At 66.0% G+C, this 20298-nt stretch carries 18 protein-coding genes and 7 tRNA genes; 15 read left to right on the top strand and 10 right to left on the bottom strand.

Annotated elements, in window-relative coordinates; genetic code table 11:
- Positions 1 to 211: 211 nt before the first annotated feature.
- Entirely contained in the window at positions 212 to 2590 is a 2379-nt protein-coding gene (gene ppsA / locus SOM47_RS00505) for a phosphoenolpyruvate synthase (RefSeq protein WP_320504463.1), read from the bottom strand.
- A gap of 146 nt (positions 2591 to 2736) precedes the next feature.
- On the opposite strand from ppsA, the gene ppsR reads away from it, so the two are divergent.
- From ppsR to SOM47_RS00445, 12 genes are all read left to right on the top strand, one after another.
- Complete coding sequence (ppsR, locus tag SOM47_RS00500; RefSeq protein WP_042613919.1) at positions 2737 to 3558, top strand: phosphoenolpyruvate synthetase regulatory kinase/phosphorylase PpsR; 822 nt, start codon at positions 2737 to 2739, stop codon at positions 3556 to 3558.
- A gap of 120 nt (positions 3559 to 3678) precedes the next feature.
- Positions 3679 to 4191 (top strand): DUF1249 domain-containing protein, encoded by a 513-nt coding sequence (locus tag SOM47_RS00495; RefSeq protein WP_042613920.1) that lies wholly within the window; start codon positions 3679 to 3681, stop codon positions 4189 to 4191.
- A gap of 40 nt (positions 4192 to 4231) precedes the next feature.
- Complete coding sequence (locus tag SOM47_RS00490; RefSeq protein WP_320504462.1) at positions 4232 to 4720, top strand: NUDIX hydrolase; 489 nt, start codon at positions 4232 to 4234, stop codon at positions 4718 to 4720.
- Positions 4721 to 5124: 404 nt separating this feature from the next.
- Complete coding sequence (locus SOM47_RS00485; protein WP_042613921.1) at positions 5125 to 5739, top strand: CDP-alcohol phosphatidyltransferase family protein; 615 nt, start codon at positions 5125 to 5127, stop codon at positions 5737 to 5739.
- 13 nt (positions 5740 to 5752) lie between these two features.
- Entirely contained in the window at positions 5753 to 6829 is a 1077-nt protein-coding gene (gene phaE, locus SOM47_RS00480) for a class III poly(R)-hydroxyalkanoic acid synthase subunit PhaE (RefSeq protein ID WP_320504461.1), read from the top strand.
- Positions 6826 to 7893: a class III poly(R)-hydroxyalkanoic acid synthase subunit PhaC gene (locus SOM47_RS00475; protein WP_320504460.1), complete on the top strand. Its 1068-nt coding sequence runs from the start codon at positions 6826 to 6828 to the stop codon at positions 7891 to 7893. The genes phaE and SOM47_RS00475 overlap by 4 nt, the downstream gene beginning before the upstream one ends.
- A 75-nt stretch (positions 7894 to 7968) precedes the next feature.
- Positions 7969 to 8175, top strand: coding sequence for a PspC domain-containing protein (locus SOM47_RS00470; protein WP_042613924.1), 207 nt, complete (start codon positions 7969 to 7971; stop codon positions 8173 to 8175).
- A complete protein-coding gene (locus tag SOM47_RS00465; RefSeq protein ID WP_042613925.1) occupies positions 8145 to 8612 on the top strand; it encodes a hypothetical protein in 468 nt (155 codons plus the stop codon). The genes SOM47_RS00470 and SOM47_RS00465 overlap by 31 nt, the downstream gene beginning before the upstream one ends.
- 253 nt (positions 8613 to 8865) lie before the next feature.
- Positions 8866 to 9081: a hypothetical protein gene (locus SOM47_RS00460; protein WP_042613926.1), complete on the top strand. Its 216-nt coding sequence runs from the start codon at positions 8866 to 8868 to the stop codon at positions 9079 to 9081.
- 182 nt (positions 9082 to 9263) lie between these two features.
- Entirely contained in the window at positions 9264 to 11639 is a 2376-nt protein-coding gene (locus SOM47_RS00455) for a Tex family protein (RefSeq protein WP_320504459.1), read from the top strand.
- 229 nt (positions 11640 to 11868) lie between these two features.
- Positions 11869 to 14043, top strand: a complete 2175-nt coding sequence (locus SOM47_RS00450) for a PAS domain S-box protein (protein WP_320505039.1) — start codon at positions 11869 to 11871, stop codon at positions 14041 to 14043.
- Between the two features lie 98 nt (positions 14044 to 14141).
- The gene (locus SOM47_RS00445) at positions 14142 to 14336 is read left to right on the top strand and encodes a hypothetical protein (protein ID WP_152620645.1); all 195 of its coding nucleotides are present in this window, start codon (positions 14142 to 14144) and stop codon (positions 14334 to 14336) included.
- A 41-nt stretch (positions 14337 to 14377) separates the two neighbouring features.
- Here the strand turns inward: SOM47_RS00445 and SOM47_RS00440 are convergent.
- The 9 genes from SOM47_RS00440 to SOM47_RS17675 all read right to left on the bottom strand — a co-directional run bounded on the left by SOM47_RS00440 (position 14378) and on the right by SOM47_RS17675 (position 16593).
- A tRNA-Leu gene (locus SOM47_RS00440) sits at positions 14378 to 14463 on the bottom strand.
- Between the two features lie 46 nt (positions 14464 to 14509).
- A complete protein-coding gene (locus tag SOM47_RS00435; protein WP_042613928.1) occupies positions 14510 to 15457 on the bottom strand; it encodes an SOS response-associated peptidase family protein in 948 nt (315 codons plus the stop codon).
- A gap of 57 nt (positions 15458 to 15514) precedes the next feature.
- A tRNA-Glu gene (locus SOM47_RS00430) sits at positions 15515 to 15590 on the bottom strand.
- A gap of 49 nt (positions 15591 to 15639) precedes the next feature.
- Positions 15640 to 15715 (bottom strand) — tRNA-Ala (locus SOM47_RS00425).
- Positions 15716 to 15759: 44 nt separating this feature from the next.
- A tRNA-Glu gene (locus tag SOM47_RS00420) sits at positions 15760 to 15835 on the bottom strand.
- 49 nt (positions 15836 to 15884) lie between these two features.
- Positions 15885 to 15960 (bottom strand) — tRNA-Ala (locus SOM47_RS00415).
- 181 nt (positions 15961 to 16141) lie between these two features.
- Positions 16142 to 16217, bottom strand: a tRNA-Glu gene (locus SOM47_RS00410).
- A gap of 52 nt (positions 16218 to 16269) precedes the next feature.
- Positions 16270 to 16345 (bottom strand) — tRNA-Ala (locus tag SOM47_RS00405).
- On the bottom strand, positions 16336 to 16593 hold the full coding sequence (locus SOM47_RS17675; protein WP_524539291.1) for a hypothetical protein: 258 nt from the start codon (positions 16591 to 16593) through the stop codon (positions 16336 to 16338). Before SOM47_RS17675 ends, SOM47_RS00405 begins: the two co-directional genes overlap by 10 nt.
- A 331-nt stretch (positions 16594 to 16924) precedes the next feature.
- Between SOM47_RS17675 and SOM47_RS00395 the strand changes: the two genes are divergently transcribed.
- The 3 genes from SOM47_RS00395 (at position 16925) to dsbG (ending at position 19732) form a co-directional block, all read left to right on the top strand.
- Complete coding sequence (locus SOM47_RS00395) at positions 16925 to 17968, top strand: GlxA family transcriptional regulator (RefSeq protein ID WP_042613929.1); 1044 nt, start codon at positions 16925 to 16927, stop codon at positions 17966 to 17968.
- A 100-nt stretch (positions 17969 to 18068) separates the two neighbouring features.
- Complete coding sequence (locus SOM47_RS00390) at positions 18069 to 18866, top strand: redoxin family protein (RefSeq protein WP_320504458.1); 798 nt, start codon at positions 18069 to 18071, stop codon at positions 18864 to 18866.
- A 29-nt stretch (positions 18867 to 18895) separates the two neighbouring features.
- Positions 18896 to 19732 (top strand): thiol:disulfide interchange protein DsbG, encoded by an 837-nt coding sequence (dsbG, locus tag SOM47_RS00385; RefSeq protein WP_042613931.1) that lies wholly within the window; start codon positions 18896 to 18898, stop codon positions 19730 to 19732.
- The last annotated feature ends 566 nt before the right edge of the window (positions 19733 to 20298 follow it).

Genomic DNA, 20298 nt, shown 5'->3' with positions numbered 1-20298 from the left:
GGGTGGGCGCTGGAAACAACAAGCCCCGCATAGGCGGGGCTTGTAATCACAGGAGTATGCCGGTGAAGCGGTAAAGATCCTGTAGAAGCATGACGGTCAGCGACCGTCACTACCAGGAGCGATCGGTAGCGCCGAGCCATGCTCGGCGAGCGCAGCGGCAAGGCGAAGAGCGTGACGACCAACGGTCGTCACCCAGCGGCCGTCACTACCGTCAGCCGGCCTGCTTCAGCTTGGCCAAGCGCAGCCAGGTATCGACCACGGTATCAGGGTTGAGCGATACCGATTCGATGCCTTCCTGCATCAGCCACTCGGCCAGGTCCGGATGGTCCGACGGACCCTGCCCGCAGATGCCGACGTACTTGCCCTTGGCGCGTGCGGCCTTGATCGCCATCGACAGCAGCTTCTTCACCGCCGGATTCCGCTCGTCGAACAGGTGCGCGACGATCGACGAATCGCGATCCAGGCCCAGGGTCAGCTGGGTCAGGTCGTTGGAGCCGATGGAGAAGCCATCGAAGATCTCAAGGAACTCATCGGCGAGCAGCGCGTTGGATGGCACCTCGCACATCATGATGATCTTCAGGCCGTTCTCGCCCTGCTTCAGGCCATTCTGTTCCAGCACTTCGACGACCTTGCGGCCTTCTTCCAGCGTGCGTACGAACGGAATCATGACCCACAGGTTGTCCAGGCCCATCTCGTTGCGCACGCGCAGCACGGCCTTGCATTCCAGCGCGAAGGCAGCGGAGAAACTCGGGTCGACATAACGGCTGGCGCCGCGGAAGCCGATCATCGGGTTTTCTTCGTGCGGCTCGTAGTTGGTGCCGCCGATCAGGTTGGCGTACTCGTTGGACTTGAAGTCCGACAGGCGCACGATCACCGGGTTCGGGGCCACCGACGCGGTCAGCGTGGCGATGCCTTCGGCCAGGCGATCCACGTAGAAGCTCACCGGATCCTTGTAACCGGCAATGTTCTCGTCGATCTTTTTCTTCGTCGCCATGTCCTGGCGGTCATATTCCAGCAGCGCATTCGGGTGGATGCCGATATGGCTGGCGATGATCATTTCCAGGCGCGCCAGGCCGATGCCCGCGTTCGGCAGCTGTCCGAAGTCGAAGGCACGTTCCGGATTGGCCACGTTCATCATGATCTTCAGCGGCGCCGGCGGCATGTTGCCCAGATCGGTGGTGGTGCGTTCGAAGTCGAGGATGCCTTCGTAGATGAAGCCGGTATCACCCTCGGCGCAGCTGACGGTGACCTGCTGGCCGTCCTGGATCAGCTGGGTGGCGTTGCCCGAGCCGACCACGGCCGGCACGCCGAGTTCACGCGCGATGATCGCGGCATGGCAGGTGCGGCCACCGCGGTTGGTGACGATGGCCGAAGCACGCTTCATCACCGGCTCCCAATCGGGGTCGGTCATGTCGGCGATCAGCACGTCGCCGGGCTGCACGCGGGCCATGTCGTCCAGCGTCTTGACCACGCGGGCGGTACCGGCGCCGATCTTGGCACCCACGGCGCGGCCTTCGGCCAGCACCTTGCCGTCCTTCTGGGTCAACGCGAAACGCTCGATCTGCGTGGCGTGGCTGCGCGACTTCACCGTCTCCGGACGGGCCTGCACGATGAACAGCTTGCCGCTGACACCGTCCTTGGCCCACTCGATATCCATCGGGCGGCCGTAATGCTTTTCGATGACCAGCGCCTGCTTGGACAGTTCCTGCACGTCTTCATCGCTGATCGAGAAAGTGTTGCGCAGGTCGGCCGGGGTGTCTTCGATGCGCACGCGCTCACCGGGGACATCCGAATACACCATTCGGATCGCCTTGCTGCCCAGCGAACGGCGCAGGATCGCCGGCTTTCCGGCACTCAGGGTGGGCTTGTAGACGTAGAACTCGTCCGGGTTGACCGCACCCTGCACGACCATCTCGCCAAGGCCGAACGAGGAGGTCACGAAGACCACGTCGCGGAAGCCGGATTCGGTGTCCAGGGTGAACAGTACGCCGGACGAACCGACGCCCGAACGCACCATCAGCTGTACGCCGGCGGACAGGAACACATCCTCGTGCTTGAAGCCGTGGTGCACGCGGTAGGCGATGGCGCGGTCGTTGTACAGCGAGGCAAATACTTCCTTGACCTTCAGCACGACATCGTCGGCGCCGGTCACGTTGAGGAAGGTTTCCTGCTGGCCGGCGAAGGACGCATCGGGCAGGTCCTCGGCGGTGGCCGAGGAGCGCACGGCCACGGCGATGTCGCCGCCGCCGTTCTCAGCGCTCAGCTGCGCATACGCGGTGCGGATGTCCTGGTCCAGCTGCGGCTGCAGCGGCGCGTCGATGACCCAGCCACGGATCTCCTTGCCGGCAGCGGTCAGCGCGGCAACGTCTTCGACATCCAGCGTGGCCAGCTTGTCGAAAATGCGCTTGGACAGATCGTTATGGGCGATGAAGTCCTTGAAGGCTTCGGAGGTCGTGGCATAGCCCCCGGGCACGGACACCCCGAGACCGGCGAGGTTGCCGATCATTTCGCCCAGCGACGAATTTTTTCCACCTACGCGGGCCAGGTCGGCCAAGCGCAGTTCGTGCAACCACAGGATATTCTCGTTCAAGCGCGATGCTCCGTTTGGCCATCGCCCGAGGCGGGCTGGGAATGGCCGCGTCCGTAGGAAGAAGCCGCTATGATGCCGGTCGGACTGCCGTCGGCACAAGCTTGTGACAGCAGCTGTTTTAAGTTTCGGACTGGGAAAATGCGCATATGACGACCATCCGACCGGTGTTCTATGTCTCCGATGGAACCGGTATCACCGCTGAAACCATTGGGCATAGCCTGCTCACCCAGTTCTCCGGATTCAGCTTCATCACCGACCGGATGTCGTTCATCGACGACCCCGAAAAAGCCGCCGAGGCCTGTGCCCGGATCCAGGCGGCCGGGGAGCGCTACCAGGTCCGGCCGATCGTGGTGAACTCCTGCGTGGACCAGAGCCTGAGCGTGATCCTGGCCAGCAGCGGGGCGCTGATGCTGGACGTTTTCGCGCCTTTCATCGAACGGCTGGAGGCCGAGCTGTCCTCGCCGCGGTTGTCGCGGGTGGGCCAGGCGCACGGCATGGTCGACTTCGAGACCTATCACCGCCGGATCAACGCGATGAACTTCGCGCTGAGCCACGATGACGGGATCGCGGTGAACTACGACGATGCCGACGTGATCCTGGTGGCCGTCTCGCGGGCGGGAAAGACGCCGACCTGCATCTATCTGGCGCTGCATTACGGGGTCAGCGCGGCCAATTACCCGCTGACCGACGAGGACCTGGAAACCGAGCAGCTGCCGCCGCGCCTGCGCAATTACCGCCGCAAGCTGTTCGGGCTGACCATCGATCCGGAGCGGCTGCAGCAGATCCGCCAGGAACGCCGGCCGAACTCGCGCTATGCGGCCGCCGAAACCTGCCGCCGCGAAGTGGCCATCGCCGAGCGGATGTTCCAGCTGGAGCGGGTGCCGACCCTGAGCACCACGCATACCTCGATCGAGGAGATTTCCAGCAAGGTGCTGGCGACGCTGGGACTGCGGCGCGAGTTGTATTGAGGGGAGAAGCGTGACGACCAACGGTCGTCACCCACCGAAGCGGCGCGAACCCTGATCGTGCGCCGAACATGGGCGCCGCACAAGCTGCCGCGCCGCGCTGGCTTTGTGTAGGATCGAGGCATGGCCCAAGCCCGTCCCCTCGCCGAACGCATTCCCCGTCTCAGCCGGCTCAGCTGGTTGATGGGCCTGTACGCTGAAAACCACCGGCATCTGGTGCGCTTGTTCGCGCCCGGTGACCTGGAGGTTGGCAGCTATGTTTCCTCTGTCGGGGATGGGCTGGATGTCCGCCTGGACGTGATCGCCCGCCACGCCTATACGGTGGAGCTGCGGCTGACCTACGACCTGTGCGACCCGGTCACCGGGCAGCCGGACCCTTCGGCTTACATCCGGCTGTACCGCGACGCCCGGCAGGCCGAAACCACGCACTGCTACGTGGGCCGGCGCTGGCAGGACGTGGTGGGCATGTACCCGCCGCCGGCCGAGCTGATCAGCCACCGCATGCGCATGAACACCTTTCTGGGCAAGTGGCTGGATTACCTGGCCGAACGCGGCCACGGCGTGGCCACGCTGGTCCGGGACCACGGTACGGAACCGGCGGCCAGCGCCGAGAAGCGCCTGTCGATCGTGCCCTGATCGGACATAATCAGCGGCTCACCCGTTGCTGGACCCGCGCATGCCGTACACCCCCATCGTCGCCACCCTGGGCTACGTGCTGTCCCCTGATCGTCGCCAGGTGCTGATGATCCACCGCAACACGCGACCGGGTGACCATCACCTGGGCAAGTACAACGGACTGGGTGGCAAGGTGGAGCCGGACGAAGACGTCGCCACCGGCATGCGCCGGGAGATCCAGGAAGAGGCGGGGATCGACTGCACCTCGATGCAGCTGCGCGGGACCATCAGCTGGCCGGGTTTCGGCAAACACGGCGAGGACTGGTTCGGGTTCGTGTTCGTCGTCGATGCCTACGAGGGCACCCCGCACGGCGGCAATCACGAAGGCACGCTGGAGTGGGTGGATGTGGACAAGCTGGACACCCTGCCGATGTGGGAAGGCGATCGCCATTTCCTGCCGCTGGTGTTCGACACCGATCCGCGCGCCTTTCACGGCGTGATGCCCTACCGCGATGGCCGGATGCAGTCCTGGAGCTACAGCCGGATCTGAAGGGCGCGGGCAGCACCGCCGAGCATGGCTCGGCGCTACCGCGTCCAGCGCGCCGAAGGCGGTGGGATGCAGGGCATGCGTGGTCGACCCCGTCATACCGCAATCCGTCAGATGGAAAGCCCCCTTCAAAGGGGGCGCGCCGAAGGCGGGGGGATGTACGGCATGCGCGGACAACCCGCGGCACGCCAGTGCCGCGGGTTGTCCACAGGGGGTGTGGATTGTTGGTGAGCAACTTTGTGGATAACCGCCGTTCGCCCCCGTCGGGCAACGCTGTCAAGATGGGTGGCCAAAAATTCACCGCATGTGATGATCCGTGATGGGCGGGTGAATGTGCCATTCCCGCGCCGCTGTTGCCTTTGCGCGCCCTCGCGTACCCTGTAGCCCACTGCTGCCCGTGAGCCTTCATGAAACGACACTTCTCGATGCTGCGCGAGTTCCAGCTGGCCGACTGGTTCACCCTGGCCAACGCCTTCTGCGGCACCGGCGCGGTGTTCGCGGCGATGCGCTTCCTGCAGGACGGGGCACACGGCTACCTGCTGTTCGGCATGGCGCTGATACCGCTGGCTTTCATCTTCGATGCCCTGGACGGGCGCATCGCACGATGGCGCAAGTCGAGCTCCACCCTTGGCCGTGAGCTGGATTCATTGTCCGATGTCATTTCCTTCGGCGTGGCGCCGGCCGCGCTGGCGTATGCCTGCGGCATGCAGGGCGGTTGGGACTGGCTGGTGCTGAGCTACTTCGTCTGCTGCGGCGTCAGCCGCCTGGCGCGCTACAACGTGACCGCCGAGGCGCTGTCCGATGGCGGTGACAAGGTGCCGTATTTCGAAGGCACGCCGATCCCGAGCAGCCTGCTGCTGGTGATCGTGCTGGCCATTGCCGCGGCCACCGGCGGCATCGGCCCGAACCTGTGGCTGGGCCAGTGGCAGCTGGGTCCGTGGCAGCTGCACCCGCTGGTGCTGTTGTTCGCGCTGTCCGGGTCGCTGATGATCAGCAAGACCCTGCACATCCCCAAGCCATGACGCAGGCATCGGCATGAGCGGATCGACCAAACAGCCCGGCGGGATGGATTTCGAGGCCCTTGCGCGCCAGTACTACGGCGCGTGGGGGGATTCGCTGCGCCAAGGCGGTGCCGGTGGCACCGATCCGGGTGAGTGGAAGCAGGTCCTGGACTGGTGGGCGCAGCTGCTGCCCGAGCGCGGCCCGGGGCCGGCGGACGATGCGCTGCATCGGTTCCGCGAACAGGCCGGCGGCTGGTACGGCACGATGCAGCAGGTGGCCTCGCAGTTTGCCGGCCGCGATGCCAGCAGTGCCGACGTTGCCCAGGCCTGGCGCGATGCGGTGATGGGGCAGGGCAAGGGCGAAAGCCTGCTGAACTGGATGCTGCAGGGCGCGCAGGGGAGCACCGGCGCCGGCGGCGGCATGGACGATGTGGTGGCCGTGCTGGAGCAGTGGCAGGAGCGCCTGGCGCCGTGGCTCCAGAGTCCGGCATTCGGCCCGGCGCGCGAACACCAGGCGCGCTGGCAGAAGCTGCTGCAGGCCCAGCAGGCGTTCCAGGGCCACTCCAAAGAGTATGTCGCGCAGATCCAGCAGGCGCTGGACGCGGCGTTTGCGCTGTTCGAGCAGCGCCTCGCCGAACACGAGTCACCGGGCAGCCAGCTGACCAGCGCACGCGCGATGTTCGACCTGTGGATCGAGGTGGCAGAGGAGGCTTACGCGAAGGTGGCGCTGTCGGAGCGCTTCCAGCAGGTGTTCGCCTCGCTCGGCAATGCGCAGATGCGCCTGCGTTCGGCCGTGCAGCACGAAGTGGAACAGTTGAGCGAGCGGGTAGGGCTGCCGACGCGGACCGAAATGGATGCCGCGCACAAGCGCATCGCCGAGCTGGAGCGTCAGCTGCGCCGCCTGCAGGCCAGCGTGGAGCCGCTGCTGCGTACTCCGGCCTCGCCTGCGGCAAGCGACGACTGGGCCGATGCGGTGCAACCTGCGGTCGCCAAGGTGGTGCCGCGGGCACGCAAGCGCGCTTCGCGTGCAACCAGCGCAGTGGCCCCCACGGCCAAGCCTGCGAAAGCGGCCAAGCCGGCCAAGCCGCGCGTGCGGAAGCCGCGCGCATGAAAGGCCCGCTGGGATTCAACGCCGACGACCTGATGCAGGAAACCCTGGCCATGCAGCGCAAGCTGATGGAGGGCCTGCAGCTGCTGCCATCGGTGGAGGACGTGGATTACGGCGCCACCGCGCGCGAGACGGTCTGGAGCGACGGCAAGGTGGTGCTGTACCGGTTCGTGGGCGACCAGCCGCCGGTGCATGCGCGGCCATTGCTGATCGTCTACGCCCTGGTCAACCGGCCGTACATGGTGGACCTGCAGGCCGACCGTTCGCTGGTGCAGAAGCTGCTGGCGCTGGGCCACGATGTCTACGTGCTGGACTGGGGCTACCCGGACCGGTCCGAGCGCTACCTCACCCTTGAAGACTACCTGCTGCGCTACATCGACGGCGCGGTGGACGCCCTGCACGCGCGCAGCGGCGGGCCGGTGGACATGCTCGGCATCTGCCAGGGCGGTGTGTTCGCGCTGTGCTACGCCGCGCTGCGCCAGGCCAAGCTGGCCAACCTGGTCACCATGGTCACACCGGTGGATTTCCATACCGCCGACAACATGCTGTCGCACTGGGCGCGGCAGGTGGACGTGGACCTTCTGGTGGACACGCTGGGCAACATCCCCGCCGACCTGATGAACAGCAGTTACCTGATGCTCAAGCCGTTCCGGCTCAACGTGCAGAAGTATGTCGGCCTGCTCGACATCCTCGATGACAAGGCCGCGCTGGAAGACTTCCTGCGCATGGAAAAGTGGATTTTCGATTCGCCCGACCTGGCCGGCGAAGCCTTCCGCGAGTTCATCAAGCAGTTCTACCAGGCCAACGGGCTGGTCAAGGGGACCGTGCGCATCGGCGAGCACGCCGTGGACCTGTCGCAGATCACCTTGCCGGTGCTGAACCTCTACGCCGAGCAGGACCACCTGGTGCCGCCGGATGCCTCGCGTGCGCTGCGTGGGCGGCTGGGTACCCCGGATTACACCGAATCGAGTTTCCGCGGCGGGCATATCGGTATCTACGTATCCGGCCGGGCCCAGCGCGAAGTGCCGGCGACGCTGCACGACTGGCTGCTGGCGCGCGCTGGCTGAGCAGCCTGCCACGCCAACGCATGGCGTAGACACCGGCTTGGCTAGGGTAGTATCCAGACCATCGGAGCCCATGCCATGAATACCCCGCGTACCAGCACCTTGTCGCGCTCGCTCAGTGACCGCATGATCGCCGGGGTGATCGGCGGCATCGCGCACCGCTTCGGCTGGAGCCCGACGCTGCTGCGCATCCTGTTCGTGGTGGTTTCCATCGCCTCGGCCGCCTTCCCGGGCATCCTGGTCTACCTGATCCTGTGGCTGCTGATCCCCAACGAAGCCAACTGATCCCCACCCCGTCCTGGCTGCGCCTGCTGCAGCTGATCGGCGCGCTGTGGACCTCGCCCAACACGCTGATCGGCCTGGTCGGCGGCGCGCTTGGCCTGCTGGCCGGCGCCCGGGTGCGCTGGAGCGGCCGCGATTGCGCGCTGGTGTTCCAGCAGTGGCCGTGGGGGCCGGGCGGGGCGATCACCCTGGGTAATGTCATCCTGCATACCGGCGGTGACCTGCAAGTGGCCTGCCATACCTACGCGCACCGTGCCGGGCGCGGGGTGGAGCCGACGATCCGGCTGGATGACCATGAGCGCGCGCATGTGTACCAGTACCTGGTGCTGGGACCGCTGTATCTGCCGGTGTACCTGCTGTGCGGCGGAGTGAGCGTGCGCAATCCGTTTGAGCGCGCCGCCGACCACTACGCGCGCTTCGGCCACGGCTGGTGGCCCTGACGGCAACGCCGCCGGGCGGTCGAGTCAGTGTCGGGCGAACGACGGGATATGTGATCACCAAGTTATCGCGGCGTTAAAAAAACGTCAGGATTTCGCGCGGATCCTCCGTCATTTCCGTGCAACCGGTCGTCATTACCATTGATGACATCCGAGTCAGCTTCGGCGCGCTAAGCTGCACTCAGGCGGTCGTGAAGGCAGTACTGCAGCGGCCACCTGTTTCAAGACGCAGTACGTAACCTGGAGAACACATCACATGGCAATTGTTCTATATGTCGGTGGTAGCAAGGACGGCGACAAGGGCGTGATGCCCTATGGCTTCAGCAAATCCCGCGCCGATACCGCGCTGGGGCCGGAGATCTATACCGAGCGGTTCATGGAACTGCAGGGCGTGGGCAAGGTCCGGTTGATGGCATTGGAGAGCCTGCGCGACGACATCGTCATGCAGCACGCCGCACGCCACTACCGCTGACCGTATCGACAGGCCTGGACACGCATCGAGGACGTGTCCGCGCCGACATCCCAGCCTCACGCAAGGATGTCGGCGCCGGCAGGATTCCTGCCCCGCCTCCCATGCCGCTGTCAACGCCTTCCCGTGCCAGCCGTGCGGGGCCAGAATGGGATCTTTCCGCTTCAAGGCCACGGCCGGACGCAATGTCAGATACCAAGCTTGCCCAGCAGATCGCCCAGACCATCGCCGATGAAATCGGTGCCCAGGCTGCCCAGGCGCGTGCCGCCATCGCCCTGTTGGACGAGGGTGCCAGCGTTCCGTTCATCGCGCGCTACCGCAAGGAAGTCACCGGCGGGCTGGACGACACCCAGCTGCGCAACCTCGAATCGCGCCTGACCTATCTGCGCGAACTGGAAGACCGCCGCGCCGCGGTGCTGTCCAGCATCGACGAGCAGGGCAAGCTGACCGACGAACTGCGCAGTGACATCCTGGCCGCTGATACCAAGAGCCGGCTGGAAGACCTGTACCTGCCGTACAAGACCAAGCGCCGCACGCGTGCGCAGATTGCCCGGGAGGCCGGCCTGGAGCCGCTCGCCGACGGCCTGCTGGCCGACCCGACACGCGATCCCAAGCTGTTCGCTGAAACCTTCGTCGATGCCGAAAAGGGCGTTGCCGATGTCAAGGCGGCGCTGGAAGGCGCACGCGCGATCCTGATGGAGCGCTGGGGCGAAGATGCCGCGCTGGTGGGGGAACTGCGCAGCTGGCTGTCTGAAAACGGCGTGATCCGCGCCCGCGTGGCCGAGGGCAAGGAGAACGAAGGCGCCAAGTACCGCGATTATTTCGAGCATGCCGAAGCGCTGGCGAAGATCCCCTCGCACCGGCTGCTGGCGCTGTTCCGCGCGCGCCGCGAGGAAATCCTGCACCTTGAACTGGATCCGGGCACCGATGCCGAGGCCGGGCATCAGTACGGCGAAGGGCGTGTCGCGTTCAGGGCCGGCATCAGCGACAAGGGCCGTGCGGCTGATCGCTGGCTGCTCGATGCCTGCCGTCTGACCTGGCGCGCCAAACTGCACATGCACCTGCTGCTTGACCTGTTCAACCAGGCCCGCGAAAAGGCCGAAGCCGAAGCGATCACGGTGTTTGGTGACAACCTGAAAGACTTGCTGCTGGCCGCGCCAGCCGGGCCGAAAACAGTGCTCGGGCTGGATCCGGGCATCCGCACCGGCTGCAAGGTGGCGGTGGTGGATGCCACCGGCAAGCTGGTGGCCACCGATACCATCTATCCGCACGAACCGCGCCGGCAGTGGGAGCAGTCGCTGCAGTCGCTCAAGCACCTTTGCCTGAAGCACAACGTGGAACTGATCGCGATCGGAAACGGTACCGCCAGCCGCGAAACCGACAAACTGGCCGGTGAGGTGATCACGGCCGTGGGCAGCACCACGCTGCAGAAGATCGTGGTCAGTGAAGCCGGCGCGTCGGTGTACTCGGCATCGGAATTCGCGGCCAGGGAGTTTCCGGACCTGGACGTGTCGATCCGTGGCGCGGTGTCCATCGCGCGCCGCCTGCAGGACCCGCTGGCCGAGCTGGTGAAGATCGAACCGAAGGCCATCGGCGTCGGACAGTACCAGCATGACGTGGACCAGTACCGCCTGGCGCGCGCACTGGAAGCGCGCGTGGAAGACTGCGTCAACGCGGTCGGCGTGCACGTCAACACCGCCTCTGCCGCACTGCTGGCGCGGGTGTCCGGGCTGTCCCCCACCGTGGCCGAGAACATCGTGCGGCACCGCGACGACAACGGACCGTTCAAGCGCCGCAAGGACCTGCTCAAGGTGCCGCGACTGGGCGAGAAGACCTTTGAACAATGCGCCGGCTTCCTGCGCATCGCCGATGGCGACCAGCCGCTGGATGCTTCCTCGGTGCATCCGGAAGCCTATCCAGTGGTGGAGCGCATCGTGGCCGCCACCGCGCGCCCGATCAAGGCGCTGATCGGCGATGGCAGCTTCCTGCGCGGGCTGAAGGCCGAGCAGTTCACCGACGAAACGTTCGGCGTGCCGACCGTGCGCGACATCCTGAAGGAGCTGGAAAAGCCCGGCCGCGATCCGCGCCCGGAGTTCAAGGCCGCGCGCTTCGCCGACGGCGTGGAGGACATCAAGGACCTGCGCGAAGGGATGATCCTGGAAGGTGTGGTGAGCAACGTGGCAGCGTTCGGCGCGTTCGTCGACATCGGCGTGCACCAGGACGGCCTGGTGCACATCTCGGCGCTGTCGGACACCTTCGTCAAGGATCCGCGCGACGTGGTCAAGGCTGGTGACATCGTCAAGGTGAAGGTGCTGGAGGTGGACGTGGCGCGCAAGCGCATCGCTCTGACCCGCCGCCTGGACGATACGCCGGGGCAATCCACCAGCCGTCCGGGCGCGCGCGAAGAGCGTCCAGGTGCGGGCAACCCGGCGCGCCGCGACGGTGGCGGCCGCGGTCCGGGCCAGGCGCGGGGCAATGGCGGCGGCGGGCGTCCTGGCAGCACGGCGGCCCCGGCCAACAACGCGCTGGCCGACGCGTTCGCCCGCGCCAAGCGCAGCTGAGGCAGGGCCGACAGGCCGGTCCGGAGCGTCCGGCCGAGCCTTTTCCGGCAACCTGAGACGGGGGGGCTTACGCAGCGCCCCGTGATTGCGCACACTGGGGGATGAGGGGGCCGATGAGGCCCGGGCCAGATGCCGGGAGGGCCATGGAGGTCAGTTCTGCAGGCGTATCGACCAGGTCCCCGTGCGCAGGCACGCGGCAGGCCTGCGCGTGGGTGCGCGCGGTGCGCCGGTGAACGACCTGTCCGCCCGTCCTCCCGTTGATCTGCAGGCGCAGCTGGAGCAGGCGCTTGAGCAGGTCCGCCGGCTGCGCATGATCATCGATGGCAGCGCGGCGGGTACCTGGGAGTGGAATCCGCCGACCGGCCACATGCAGGTCAATGCGCGCTGGGCCGAGATCGTCGGTTACACGCTGGAGGAGCTGCAGCCGATCTCCTCCGATACCTTCGAGCGTCTGGTCCATCCCGATGACCTGCAGCGTTCCGATGTCCAGCTGCAGGCGCATTTTGCCGGCAAGACGCCGTTCTACGAGTGCCTGGTGCGGATGCGCCACCGCAATGGCCACTGGGTATGGGTGCAGGACCGCGGCCGGGTCTGCGAATGGGATGCGGACGGCGCGCCGCTGTGGATGGCCGGCGCGCACGCCGATGTGACGGATCTGCAACAGGCACGCCAGGACGTGGCGGCTGCGCGCCAGCGGCTGCAGTCGATCGTCGATTCATCCGATGAAGTTGCGGTGATCGTCACCGATGAGCAGGGCTCGATCACGCTGTTCAATTCCGGTGCCGAACGCCTGCTGGGCTACCGTGCCGATGAAGTGGTGGGCGTCGCCAGCCCGGCGCTGTTCCACCAGGGCGAAGAAGTAGACGCGTTCCTGCTGACCCTGCCGGCCGACGAAGCGAGAGGAGGGGACCTGTTTACGATACTCAGCGCGCGGGCACGCGAGCACACCTTTTCACGGCAGTGGACCTTCCTGCGCAAGGATGGCCAGCCCCGCCAGGTGCGGCTGTCGATCAGTGCGCTGGCCGACGCACGAGGGGAGGTCACCGGCTTCGTCGGCATGGCCACCGACATCACCGAAGTGTTGCAGGCCCGCGCCGAGGCACGCCTGGCGGAAGAGAAATTCGCCGGTGCGTTCACCAGCGCGGCGCTGGGCATGGCACTGGTGTCGCTGGAAGGGCGCTGGCTGGACGTCAACGATGCGCTGTGCCGGATCATGGGCTATTCGCGCAATGAACTGCTGCAGGTCGATTTCCAGCGCCTGACCCACCCCGACGACCTTGGCGCGGATCTGGCGATGGTGGAGGGGCTGCTGCGCGGCGAACGCGCGCATTATCATCTGGAAAAGCGCTACATCGGCCGGGAGGGCAACGTCATCTGGACGCGTCTTTCGGTTTCGCTGGTGCGCAGCGAACAGGGCGATCCGCTGCATTTCGTGTCGCAGATCCAGGATGTCACCGCCCAGCACGCCAGTGAGCAGCGCCTGCTGCAGGCCGAGCAACGCAGCCGGATCACCCTGGATGCGGTGACCGACCTGGTGCTCAGCGTGGACCTGGACGGGCGCATCGAACATGCCAACGCCGCTGCGGTACGAGCGCTGGGCGGGCCGGATGGCGCCCCGCTGCACGGCCGCCACGTGGGGGAGATGATGCAGCTGACCACCGAATATGCACCGCTTTCCCCGTTGGACATCTCCGTGCTGCTGGATCCGGAAAGCAACGCAGTGGACCTGCATTCGGACCTGCTGCTGGTGCAGGACGGGGAGAACATGCCGGTGGATGTCTCCCAGGCCTGGCTGCATGATGATGCCGGCGCGCTGCGCGGTGCGGTGTGGGTGATACGCGATGTGACCCAGCTGCGCGCGCGGCAACGCGAGGCGCGGCAGCTGGCCGAGATGGATCCGCTGACCGACCTGGTCAACCGGCGCGGTTTCGAGGCGCACCTGCAGCAGGCCATCGCCCATGTGGACCGCACCGGGCAGGCCGCCTCGCTGATGTTCATCGACCTGGACCAGTTCAAGCCGGTCAACGATACCTGGGGGCACTTGGCCGGCGACGCCGTGCTGTGGGCGGTGGCCAACGTGCTGCGCCATGGCGTACGTGATTCGGACGTGGTGGCCCGGCTGGGTGGCGACGAATTCGCGGTGATCCTGGCGGGTTGTTCGCTGCGCCGGGCGCGACGGATCGCCGGCGAGCTGCTGCACACCATCGGCGGGCTGTCCATCCCCTGGGAGCAGCACCGCATCAAGGTCGGGGTGAGCATCGGCATCGCCTCGATCAACACCGGGATGAGCGTGGACGAGGCAGTGGCCGCCGCCGATGTGCAGTGCTATCGGGCCAAGGCGGCCGGACGCAACAACGTGCAGTCAGAGCCGATGGGCCTGGCTTCGCCAGCGGAAGGTGACTGATCGGTGCGTGAAGGTCTCAGCCGGTGAGAGCGGGGCAGGGGACACTGCACGCACCTTCACACACACCGGGGAACGGCATGGCAGGTTGGGATCGGGAAGTGCTTCGTGCGTATGGGCCGGCGGCAGCGGCGTGGATGGCCGCGGTGCTGGGTTGGCTGTTGCTTGAGCAGGTGCAGGGCGCGGCGCTGCACGTGGAACTGGCCAGCGTGCTGCGCTGGGCAGTGGTGGCGCTGCTCGGGGCCACGCTGGCACATGGCGGCTGGGTGAGCTGGCGGTTGTGGCGGAGAGCGTGACGAAAAAAAAGCCAGGCACGTGGCCTGGCTTTCTGTATTTCTGGTGCCGGTGAAAGGACTCGAACCTTCATGGGGTCACCCCCGGCTGATTTTGAGTCAGCTGCGTATACCATTCCGCCACACCGGCAGGGTGGCCGCGTAGTGTAAACAAAACCGCGCACCACGGGTAGGCCTCAAGCCGCTTCGCTCCAGGCATATTCGATATCTTCGCGGTCATCCAGGATCCGGTACTGCGCGGCCAGGTCGCTCGGGTCCGGGTTCAGCCACGCATCCAGGTGGGCTTCGCGGATCGGCACGATGCCGCGGTCGTGGCCGGTGGCGGCGACATCGCGCGGCGGCTCGTCGGTGACCGCCGCAAACGACAGCAGGCGGCCTTCGGGACCTTCCCATTCGGCCCACAGGCATGCGATCAGCAGGTCGCGGCGTGGCTGCGGCTGGAACTCCAGCACCACGTCGCTGTCGTCGTCGGCGGCCTGCAGCGGCAGTCCCTTGCGCGGCACGTGTTCGTAGAACGACTGCACCACCACCACGCCGTGGCGATGGCCGAAGGCGCCGCGCCAGTAGCTTTCCAGGCTGTCGCGGCGCGCATTGTAGGTGCCCGGATACAGCACGTCGTTGCGCGCTGGCTTGTCCGGCAGGCGGCACTGGTAGCGCATCGGCTTGATCACCCGCCGGCCGTCTTCGGCCACGATCACCGGGGCGTACGTGCCGGGGAAAATGCGATTGTCGCGCGGCAGCTGCTGGCTGCGCTGCAGGTCATCCAGGCGCGTCTGGGCGCGTTCGATGCGGTTGCCGGCGATACGCAGTTCATTGCGCGCCTTCTGCGTGGGCTTGCTCGCCACGGCGGCCTGGGCGAGGGTGCGACGCTCGTGCTGACGGCGCAGTTCACCTTCCAGTTCGGACTGTTCCTGCGCATGCCATTGCTGGATCATCGCCACGATATCGCGGCCAGCGTCGGTGCGTGCGCCGCGGAATCCGTCGTCCATCGCCTTCGGCGTTTTCGGCCGCTTCTTGGCCGGGTCGAAGGTGTACAGGCGGGAGAATTCCTCCAGCGACATCGTCGCGCCGTAATGGCGGACCAGCTTGGCGTAGTCGGCGCGGATCTGGGCGGAATAGCACATGGGGCCAGCTTAACGCAGGAAAAGAAAAACCCGGCCGAAGCCGGGTTTTTGCAGAATTGGCGTCCCCACGGGGATTCGAACCCCGGTCGCCACCGTGAAAGGGTGATGTCCTAGGCCTCTAGACGATGGGGACGCACGAAAACCTGAGTTGTACTGCTATCCAGACGGCCTAATGCCTGGAGTGGTGGAGCCAAGCGGGATCGAACCGCTGACCTCCTGCATGCCATGCAGGCGCTCTCCCAGCTGAGCTATGGCCCCATTGAAACCCGGTTGCCTGATGGGTCAGGCTTCCGTTTTGATACTGGCGTCCCCACGGGGATTCGAACCCCGGTCGCCACCGTGAAAGGGTGATGTCCTAGGCCTCTAGACGATGGGGACGCACGAAAAACTTCAAGTTGTAGAACCTTCGACGGCCTATTGTCGAAAGTGGTGGAGCCAAGCGGGATCGAACCGCTGACCTCCTGCATGCCATGCAGGCGCTCTCCCAGCTGAGCTATGGCCCCGTGTAACCGAGCCGCCTATCATACCGGCTTATTCACGTTTGTGGAAGCTTTTTTGAAGCTTCCCGGCAATTGAAGGATACACCCACCGAAGTGAAGACCCGACAAGCGCCACGCCCGTGAAGGCCGAAGGCGATGAACAAAAAATACCCGGTTTCGGCCGGGTCCCGGTTGTTCAGATGAGTGGCGTCCCCACGGGGATTCGAACCCCGGTCGCCACCGTGAAAGGGTGATGTCCTAGGCCTCTAGACGATGGGGACGCATTGCTCATCAATTTATTCGCGACCTTCCGACGGCCTAATGCCGAAAGTTTGGTGGAGCCAAGCGGGATCGAACCGCTGACCTCCTGCATGCCATGCAGGCGCTCTCCCAGCTGAGCTATGGCCCCACGTCGCTGAGGTGCGAAATCATAGCGATGGGTACTGGGGTTGGCAAGCATTTATTGCAGTTTTCTGCATGCCGAGCCAGACACCCGGAAGCGGCTGTGAACGCGCCCCAAGTGCGTTGCTGATCACCGATACCGAACCCAGGCCCATCGCCACCGCCGCGTCCGGCCGAAAGCATCAGCAGCTCGCCTGTTTTTTCCAGGCGAAAGCCCAGCGCCTTGTCGCGGCGGATGAAACGCAGCCGCTGCACGTGTCTTCGTCAAATAGCCGATAGCCAACAGCCGGCAGCCGAGCGGCGGTCGGTCGGTAACAGCTGTTGCCGCTCCTCATAGCGAACGGCATCGATAGGCACCCCGGCATGGCGTGCGGGTTGACCCCTGTTCATGGCGCCCACCGAGTGTGACCACGATCAACCCTTGAGTGAGGTCTAGAGTCACTAGCCGCTGAAAAGCAAGGCTTCTGACGCAGTTTGCAGCTTTCTTCATAGCCTCGGCCTGTACGCGATTCCTAACCTGCAGCCACCGAAGGGCCACGCCGTCAATGGCGGCGGCTCTGTTCGCGGGAGGCAAGAGGAGGAGCTGATGGACGCAAACAAGAACGAGCTGACTGAAATCGCAGTAGTGGAATACCCGGGTGCTGACCCCTCCGCTGCGTCGATGCTGGCCGAGATGGCGCATGTCGGAAACCGGCTGGCGCAGCAACAGGGCCGGCATACGGCACGCATTCTGGTGTCGCGCTGGATCATGGCCAGCGATGGCGGCGGGCCACAGCGGGTCGCCGGTGCGGAGATGCTGGATGCGACCGTGCCTGCGATCATCGCCCTGCCTGGGCAGGTCAGCCAGAACGGACAGATCCGTGACGAGGCCGTGCTGCTGGACTGGTTGAGCGCCCACTATGACGGCGGAAGCCTGATGGCGGCGGTAAATGACGGAATCGGCGTGTTGTCACGCGCCGGATTGCTGGCTGGCCGGACGGTTGCCAGCGTGGACGCCACCCGCTTCCCGGGGCTGTCATCGCAGAGTGGAAGCTGGGTTCCCAGCGAACGGTTGCTGGTAGACGACGGCGACCTGCTGACCGTTACCGGATCCCAGGCCTGGCGCTTCCTTGCCCTGCGCCTGCTTTACCGGGTGCATGGCCAGGGCGTGATGGCGGCGGTGGCTCACCAGCAGGGCATCGTGGTGCCTGCCGGCATCCAGCAGGATCTGGAGCGCTTCAGTGCCAACTTCGCCCATGGCGATCGCGACGTGCTGAAGGCGCAGCGCTGGCTGCATACCACGGCCGCACGCGGGGCCACCCTGGGGGCCATCTGCCAGGCCTCGGGACTGGAGCCGCGCACGCTGCAGCGTCGCTTCCTGAAGGCAACCGGGTTGCGCCCGATCGAGTATTGCCAGCGGCTGCGCATCGCCAAGGCGCAGCTGCTGCTGCAACTGGGCGGGGCCATCGATGAAGTGGCCTGGGGCGTCGGCTATGCGGACCAGAGCGCATTCCGCCGCCTGTTCCTGCGCATCGTCGGCATGACCCCGGCAACGTACCGGCGGATGGTGGCAGGCAAGCAGCGCGCCGCGCAGTCAGGCCCGTCGCCGATGGGTAGTCCGTTCCGACCGGTCGACCGACACGCTGCCTGAATGGACACCTGTCCTGTGGCTTGCTGCGGCCGCGATGGTGAACGACCCTCGTTCCTGTTGAGCCTGCCGGACGGGATCCGTTGATGACACACCTGTGATGATGAGCCTGGGACCAGTGCCACTGCCGGTGGCACTGGCCATCTCTTTCCTGCTGCTGGCGCTGCTGGTCGCGCGCCTGTGGCCACGCCCGCCCGGCGTGGCATGGCGGCCCGCCACCGCCTTGCTGGTGGACATGTTCCTGCTGGGGCTGCTGGCCGCACGGGTGTTGTTCGTACTGCGCGCCGCACCGTTGTATCTGGCCGATCCCGGGTCGATCCTGCGCATCGGTGATGGCGGCTTTGACCCCATCGGATTCTTCGCCTGTGCCGCTGGCTGGGGCGCGTGGAAGCTGCGTCGGCACCCTGCGCTGCGCCCGGCCGTCGTTGCTGCCGCGCTGTTCGCCACGGCGGGTTGGTGGGGTGCCGCCGCTGGCCTGCAGCATTGGCAGGCAGGGCAGGTCAGCCTGCCGGCGATGGTGCTGCACGACTTGGGCGGCCAACCGGTTGCATTGGCCGCAGGGCAGGGCAGCCCGGTTGTGGTGAACCTGTGGGCCAGCTGGTGCGGGCCGTGCATCCGCGAGATGCCGGTATTGGCAGCGGCGCAGCGCGCGCACCCGCACGTGCGTTTCCTGTTCGTGAACCAGGGCGAGGATGCGGAGACGGTTCAGGAATTCCTGCGCGTGCATGCGCCTGGCCTGCAGGGCGTGCTGCTGGATGAGCCGGCCCGCACGGGTGAGGCGATGGGCGTGCAGGCCTATCCGAGTACCCTGTTCTTCGACCGCGAAGGCCAGCTTCGCGAACTGCACCTGGGCGAACTGACCGCTGCAGGCCTCGAGCACAAACTGCGCCGGCTGCGGTAGCCTGCGCGGGCATTCAATCAGGAGTTGTCATGCTTTCCACGTATCTGCGCGCCGCACCAGCGGCGCTGGTGTTGCCGATCCTGCTGGCGGTGTCCGGCTGTGGCCAGGCGCAGGCGCCGAAAAACGCGGCTCAGGCAACGCCTGCCACGGCGGGTGCCAGTGAGGACGCAAGCGGTGTCCCGGCCCCGATCAAGGGCCTGCAGAAGCTCGGTTTCGAAGTGGTTTCCGAGTTCGAAGCGCCGGGCGGCCTGCGCGGGTTTGCCGGTGTGGTCAATGGTCAGCAACCTGCCGCCGCTTACCTCACTCCCGATGGCAAGCATGTGGTGGTGGGCAGCCTGTTCGATGCGCAGGGCAATGACGTGGCGCGCGATCTGCTGACCGAAAAGGTGGCGGGGCCGATGACCGAGAAGATCTGGTCGCAGCTTGAATCGAGTGCCTGGGTCGCCGACGGCAAGGCCAGCGCGCCGCGCGTGGTATACACCTTCAGCGATGCCAACTGCCCTTACTGCCACAAATTCTGGGATGCGGCGCGGCCGTGGGTGGATGCCGGCAAGGTGCAACTGCGCCACATCATGGTGGGCGTGATCCGCGAAGACAGTCCGGGCAAAGCGGCGGCGATCCTGCAGGCGGCCAATCCGAGCGCTGCGCTGCTGGAGAACGAGCACGCCTTTGACCGCGGTGGCATCAAGCCGGTGGCGATCAGCGCCGATGCGTCGCGCAAGCTGGATGCGAACCAGGCGTTGATGGTCGAGATGGGTTTCCAGGGCACGCCGGGGATTCTGTTCAAGGATGCTGAAGGGCACGTGCAGCGTCGTTCGGGCCTGCCGCAGGGCAACGACCTGGAACTGATGTTCGGGCCGCGCTGATTGTGTTCTGGTTTGCCGGGCCTGCGGCCCGGCACCCGCTTTTCAAGTTGAAGCAACGGCAACGTCAACGGCTGCAGGGCTGGTTGTTGGCGGGGCGGGGTGGCTGTGCAGGACACGCCGCAAGTACGTCCGTGTAGGCTCGCTTTTCGCATCCATGCGAAAAGACGGTCCTGCACAACCACCCCGCCCCGCCCTCGACAGGTCCCCGGTGGCCCCGGTAGCGCCGACCCATGGTCGGCGGAATGTTCCCGCCAACGGCCCGCTGCGCTCGCCGACCATGGGTCGGCGCTACCGCTTTTTCTTTCTTTTCATACGCGGCTGGCGGCACCCGGAACCTGTCATGGGTCGGGTGGTGGGGCTGGGCGGGGGCGTTGAGCGCCATGGATGGCGCGAAACGAGGCCCGCATGGATGCAGTTTTTGCCGTCCCCCGACCAGCCCCACCGCCCGGCCCCCGCCACGTAGCCAGCAACAGCAGCCAGCCGCGAGGGGGGTCTCACCCGTTCGACTCCCCGCAAACAAGATGTAACCGGTTACGGCCCAACGGCGGATAATTTCATTCGTTATC

The organism is Stenotrophomonas sp. CFBP8980 (assembly GCF_034046095.1).
Lineage (GTDB): Bacteria > Pseudomonadota > Gammaproteobacteria > Xanthomonadales > Xanthomonadaceae > Stenotrophomonas > Stenotrophomonas lacuserhaii.
This window is presented reverse-complemented; position numbering and strand designations above follow the sequence as displayed.

Excerpts from the sequence above, each read along its gene's own strand:
- ppsR (WP_042613919.1), top strand. The coding sequence starts at position 2,737 with ATGACGACCATCCGACCGGTGTTCTATGTCTCCGATGGAACCGGTATC.
- SOM47_RS00395 (WP_042613929.1), top strand. The coding sequence starts at position 16,925 with ATGGACGCAAACAAGAACGAGCTGACTGAAATCGCAGTAGTGGAATAC.
- SOM47_RS00455 (WP_320504459.1), top strand. The coding sequence starts at position 9,264 with ATGTCAGATACCAAGCTTGCCCAGCAGATCGCCCAGACCATCGCCGAT.
- SOM47_RS00470 (WP_042613924.1), top strand. The coding sequence starts at position 7,969 with ATGAATACCCCGCGTACCAGCACCTTGTCGCGCTCGCTCAGTGACCGC.
- SOM47_RS00490 (WP_320504462.1), top strand. The coding sequence starts at position 4,232 with ATGCCGTACACCCCCATCGTCGCCACCCTGGGCTACGTGCTGTCCCCT.
- SOM47_RS00485 (WP_042613921.1), top strand. The coding sequence starts at position 5,125 with ATGAAACGACACTTCTCGATGCTGCGCGAGTTCCAGCTGGCCGACTGG.
- SOM47_RS00495 (WP_042613920.1), top strand. The coding sequence starts at position 3,679 with ATGGCCCAAGCCCGTCCCCTCGCCGAACGCATTCCCCGTCTCAGCCGG.
- SOM47_RS00475 (WP_320504460.1), top strand. The coding sequence starts at position 6,826 with ATGAAAGGCCCGCTGGGATTCAACGCCGACGACCTGATGCAGGAAACC.
- SOM47_RS00460 (WP_042613926.1), top strand. The coding sequence starts at position 8,866 with ATGGCAATTGTTCTATATGTCGGTGGTAGCAAGGACGGCGACAAGGGC.
- SOM47_RS00435 (WP_042613928.1), bottom strand. The coding sequence starts at position 15,457 with ATGTGCTATTCCGCCCAGATCCGCGCCGACTACGCCAAGCTGGTCCGC.
- phaE (WP_320504461.1), top strand. The coding sequence starts at position 5,753 with ATGAGCGGATCGACCAAACAGCCCGGCGGGATGGATTTCGAGGCCCTT.
- SOM47_RS00390 (WP_320504458.1), top strand. The coding sequence starts at position 18,069 with ATGAGCCTGGGACCAGTGCCACTGCCGGTGGCACTGGCCATCTCTTTC.
- dsbG (WP_042613931.1), top strand. The coding sequence starts at position 18,896 with ATGCTTTCCACGTATCTGCGCGCCGCACCAGCGGCGCTGGTGTTGCCG.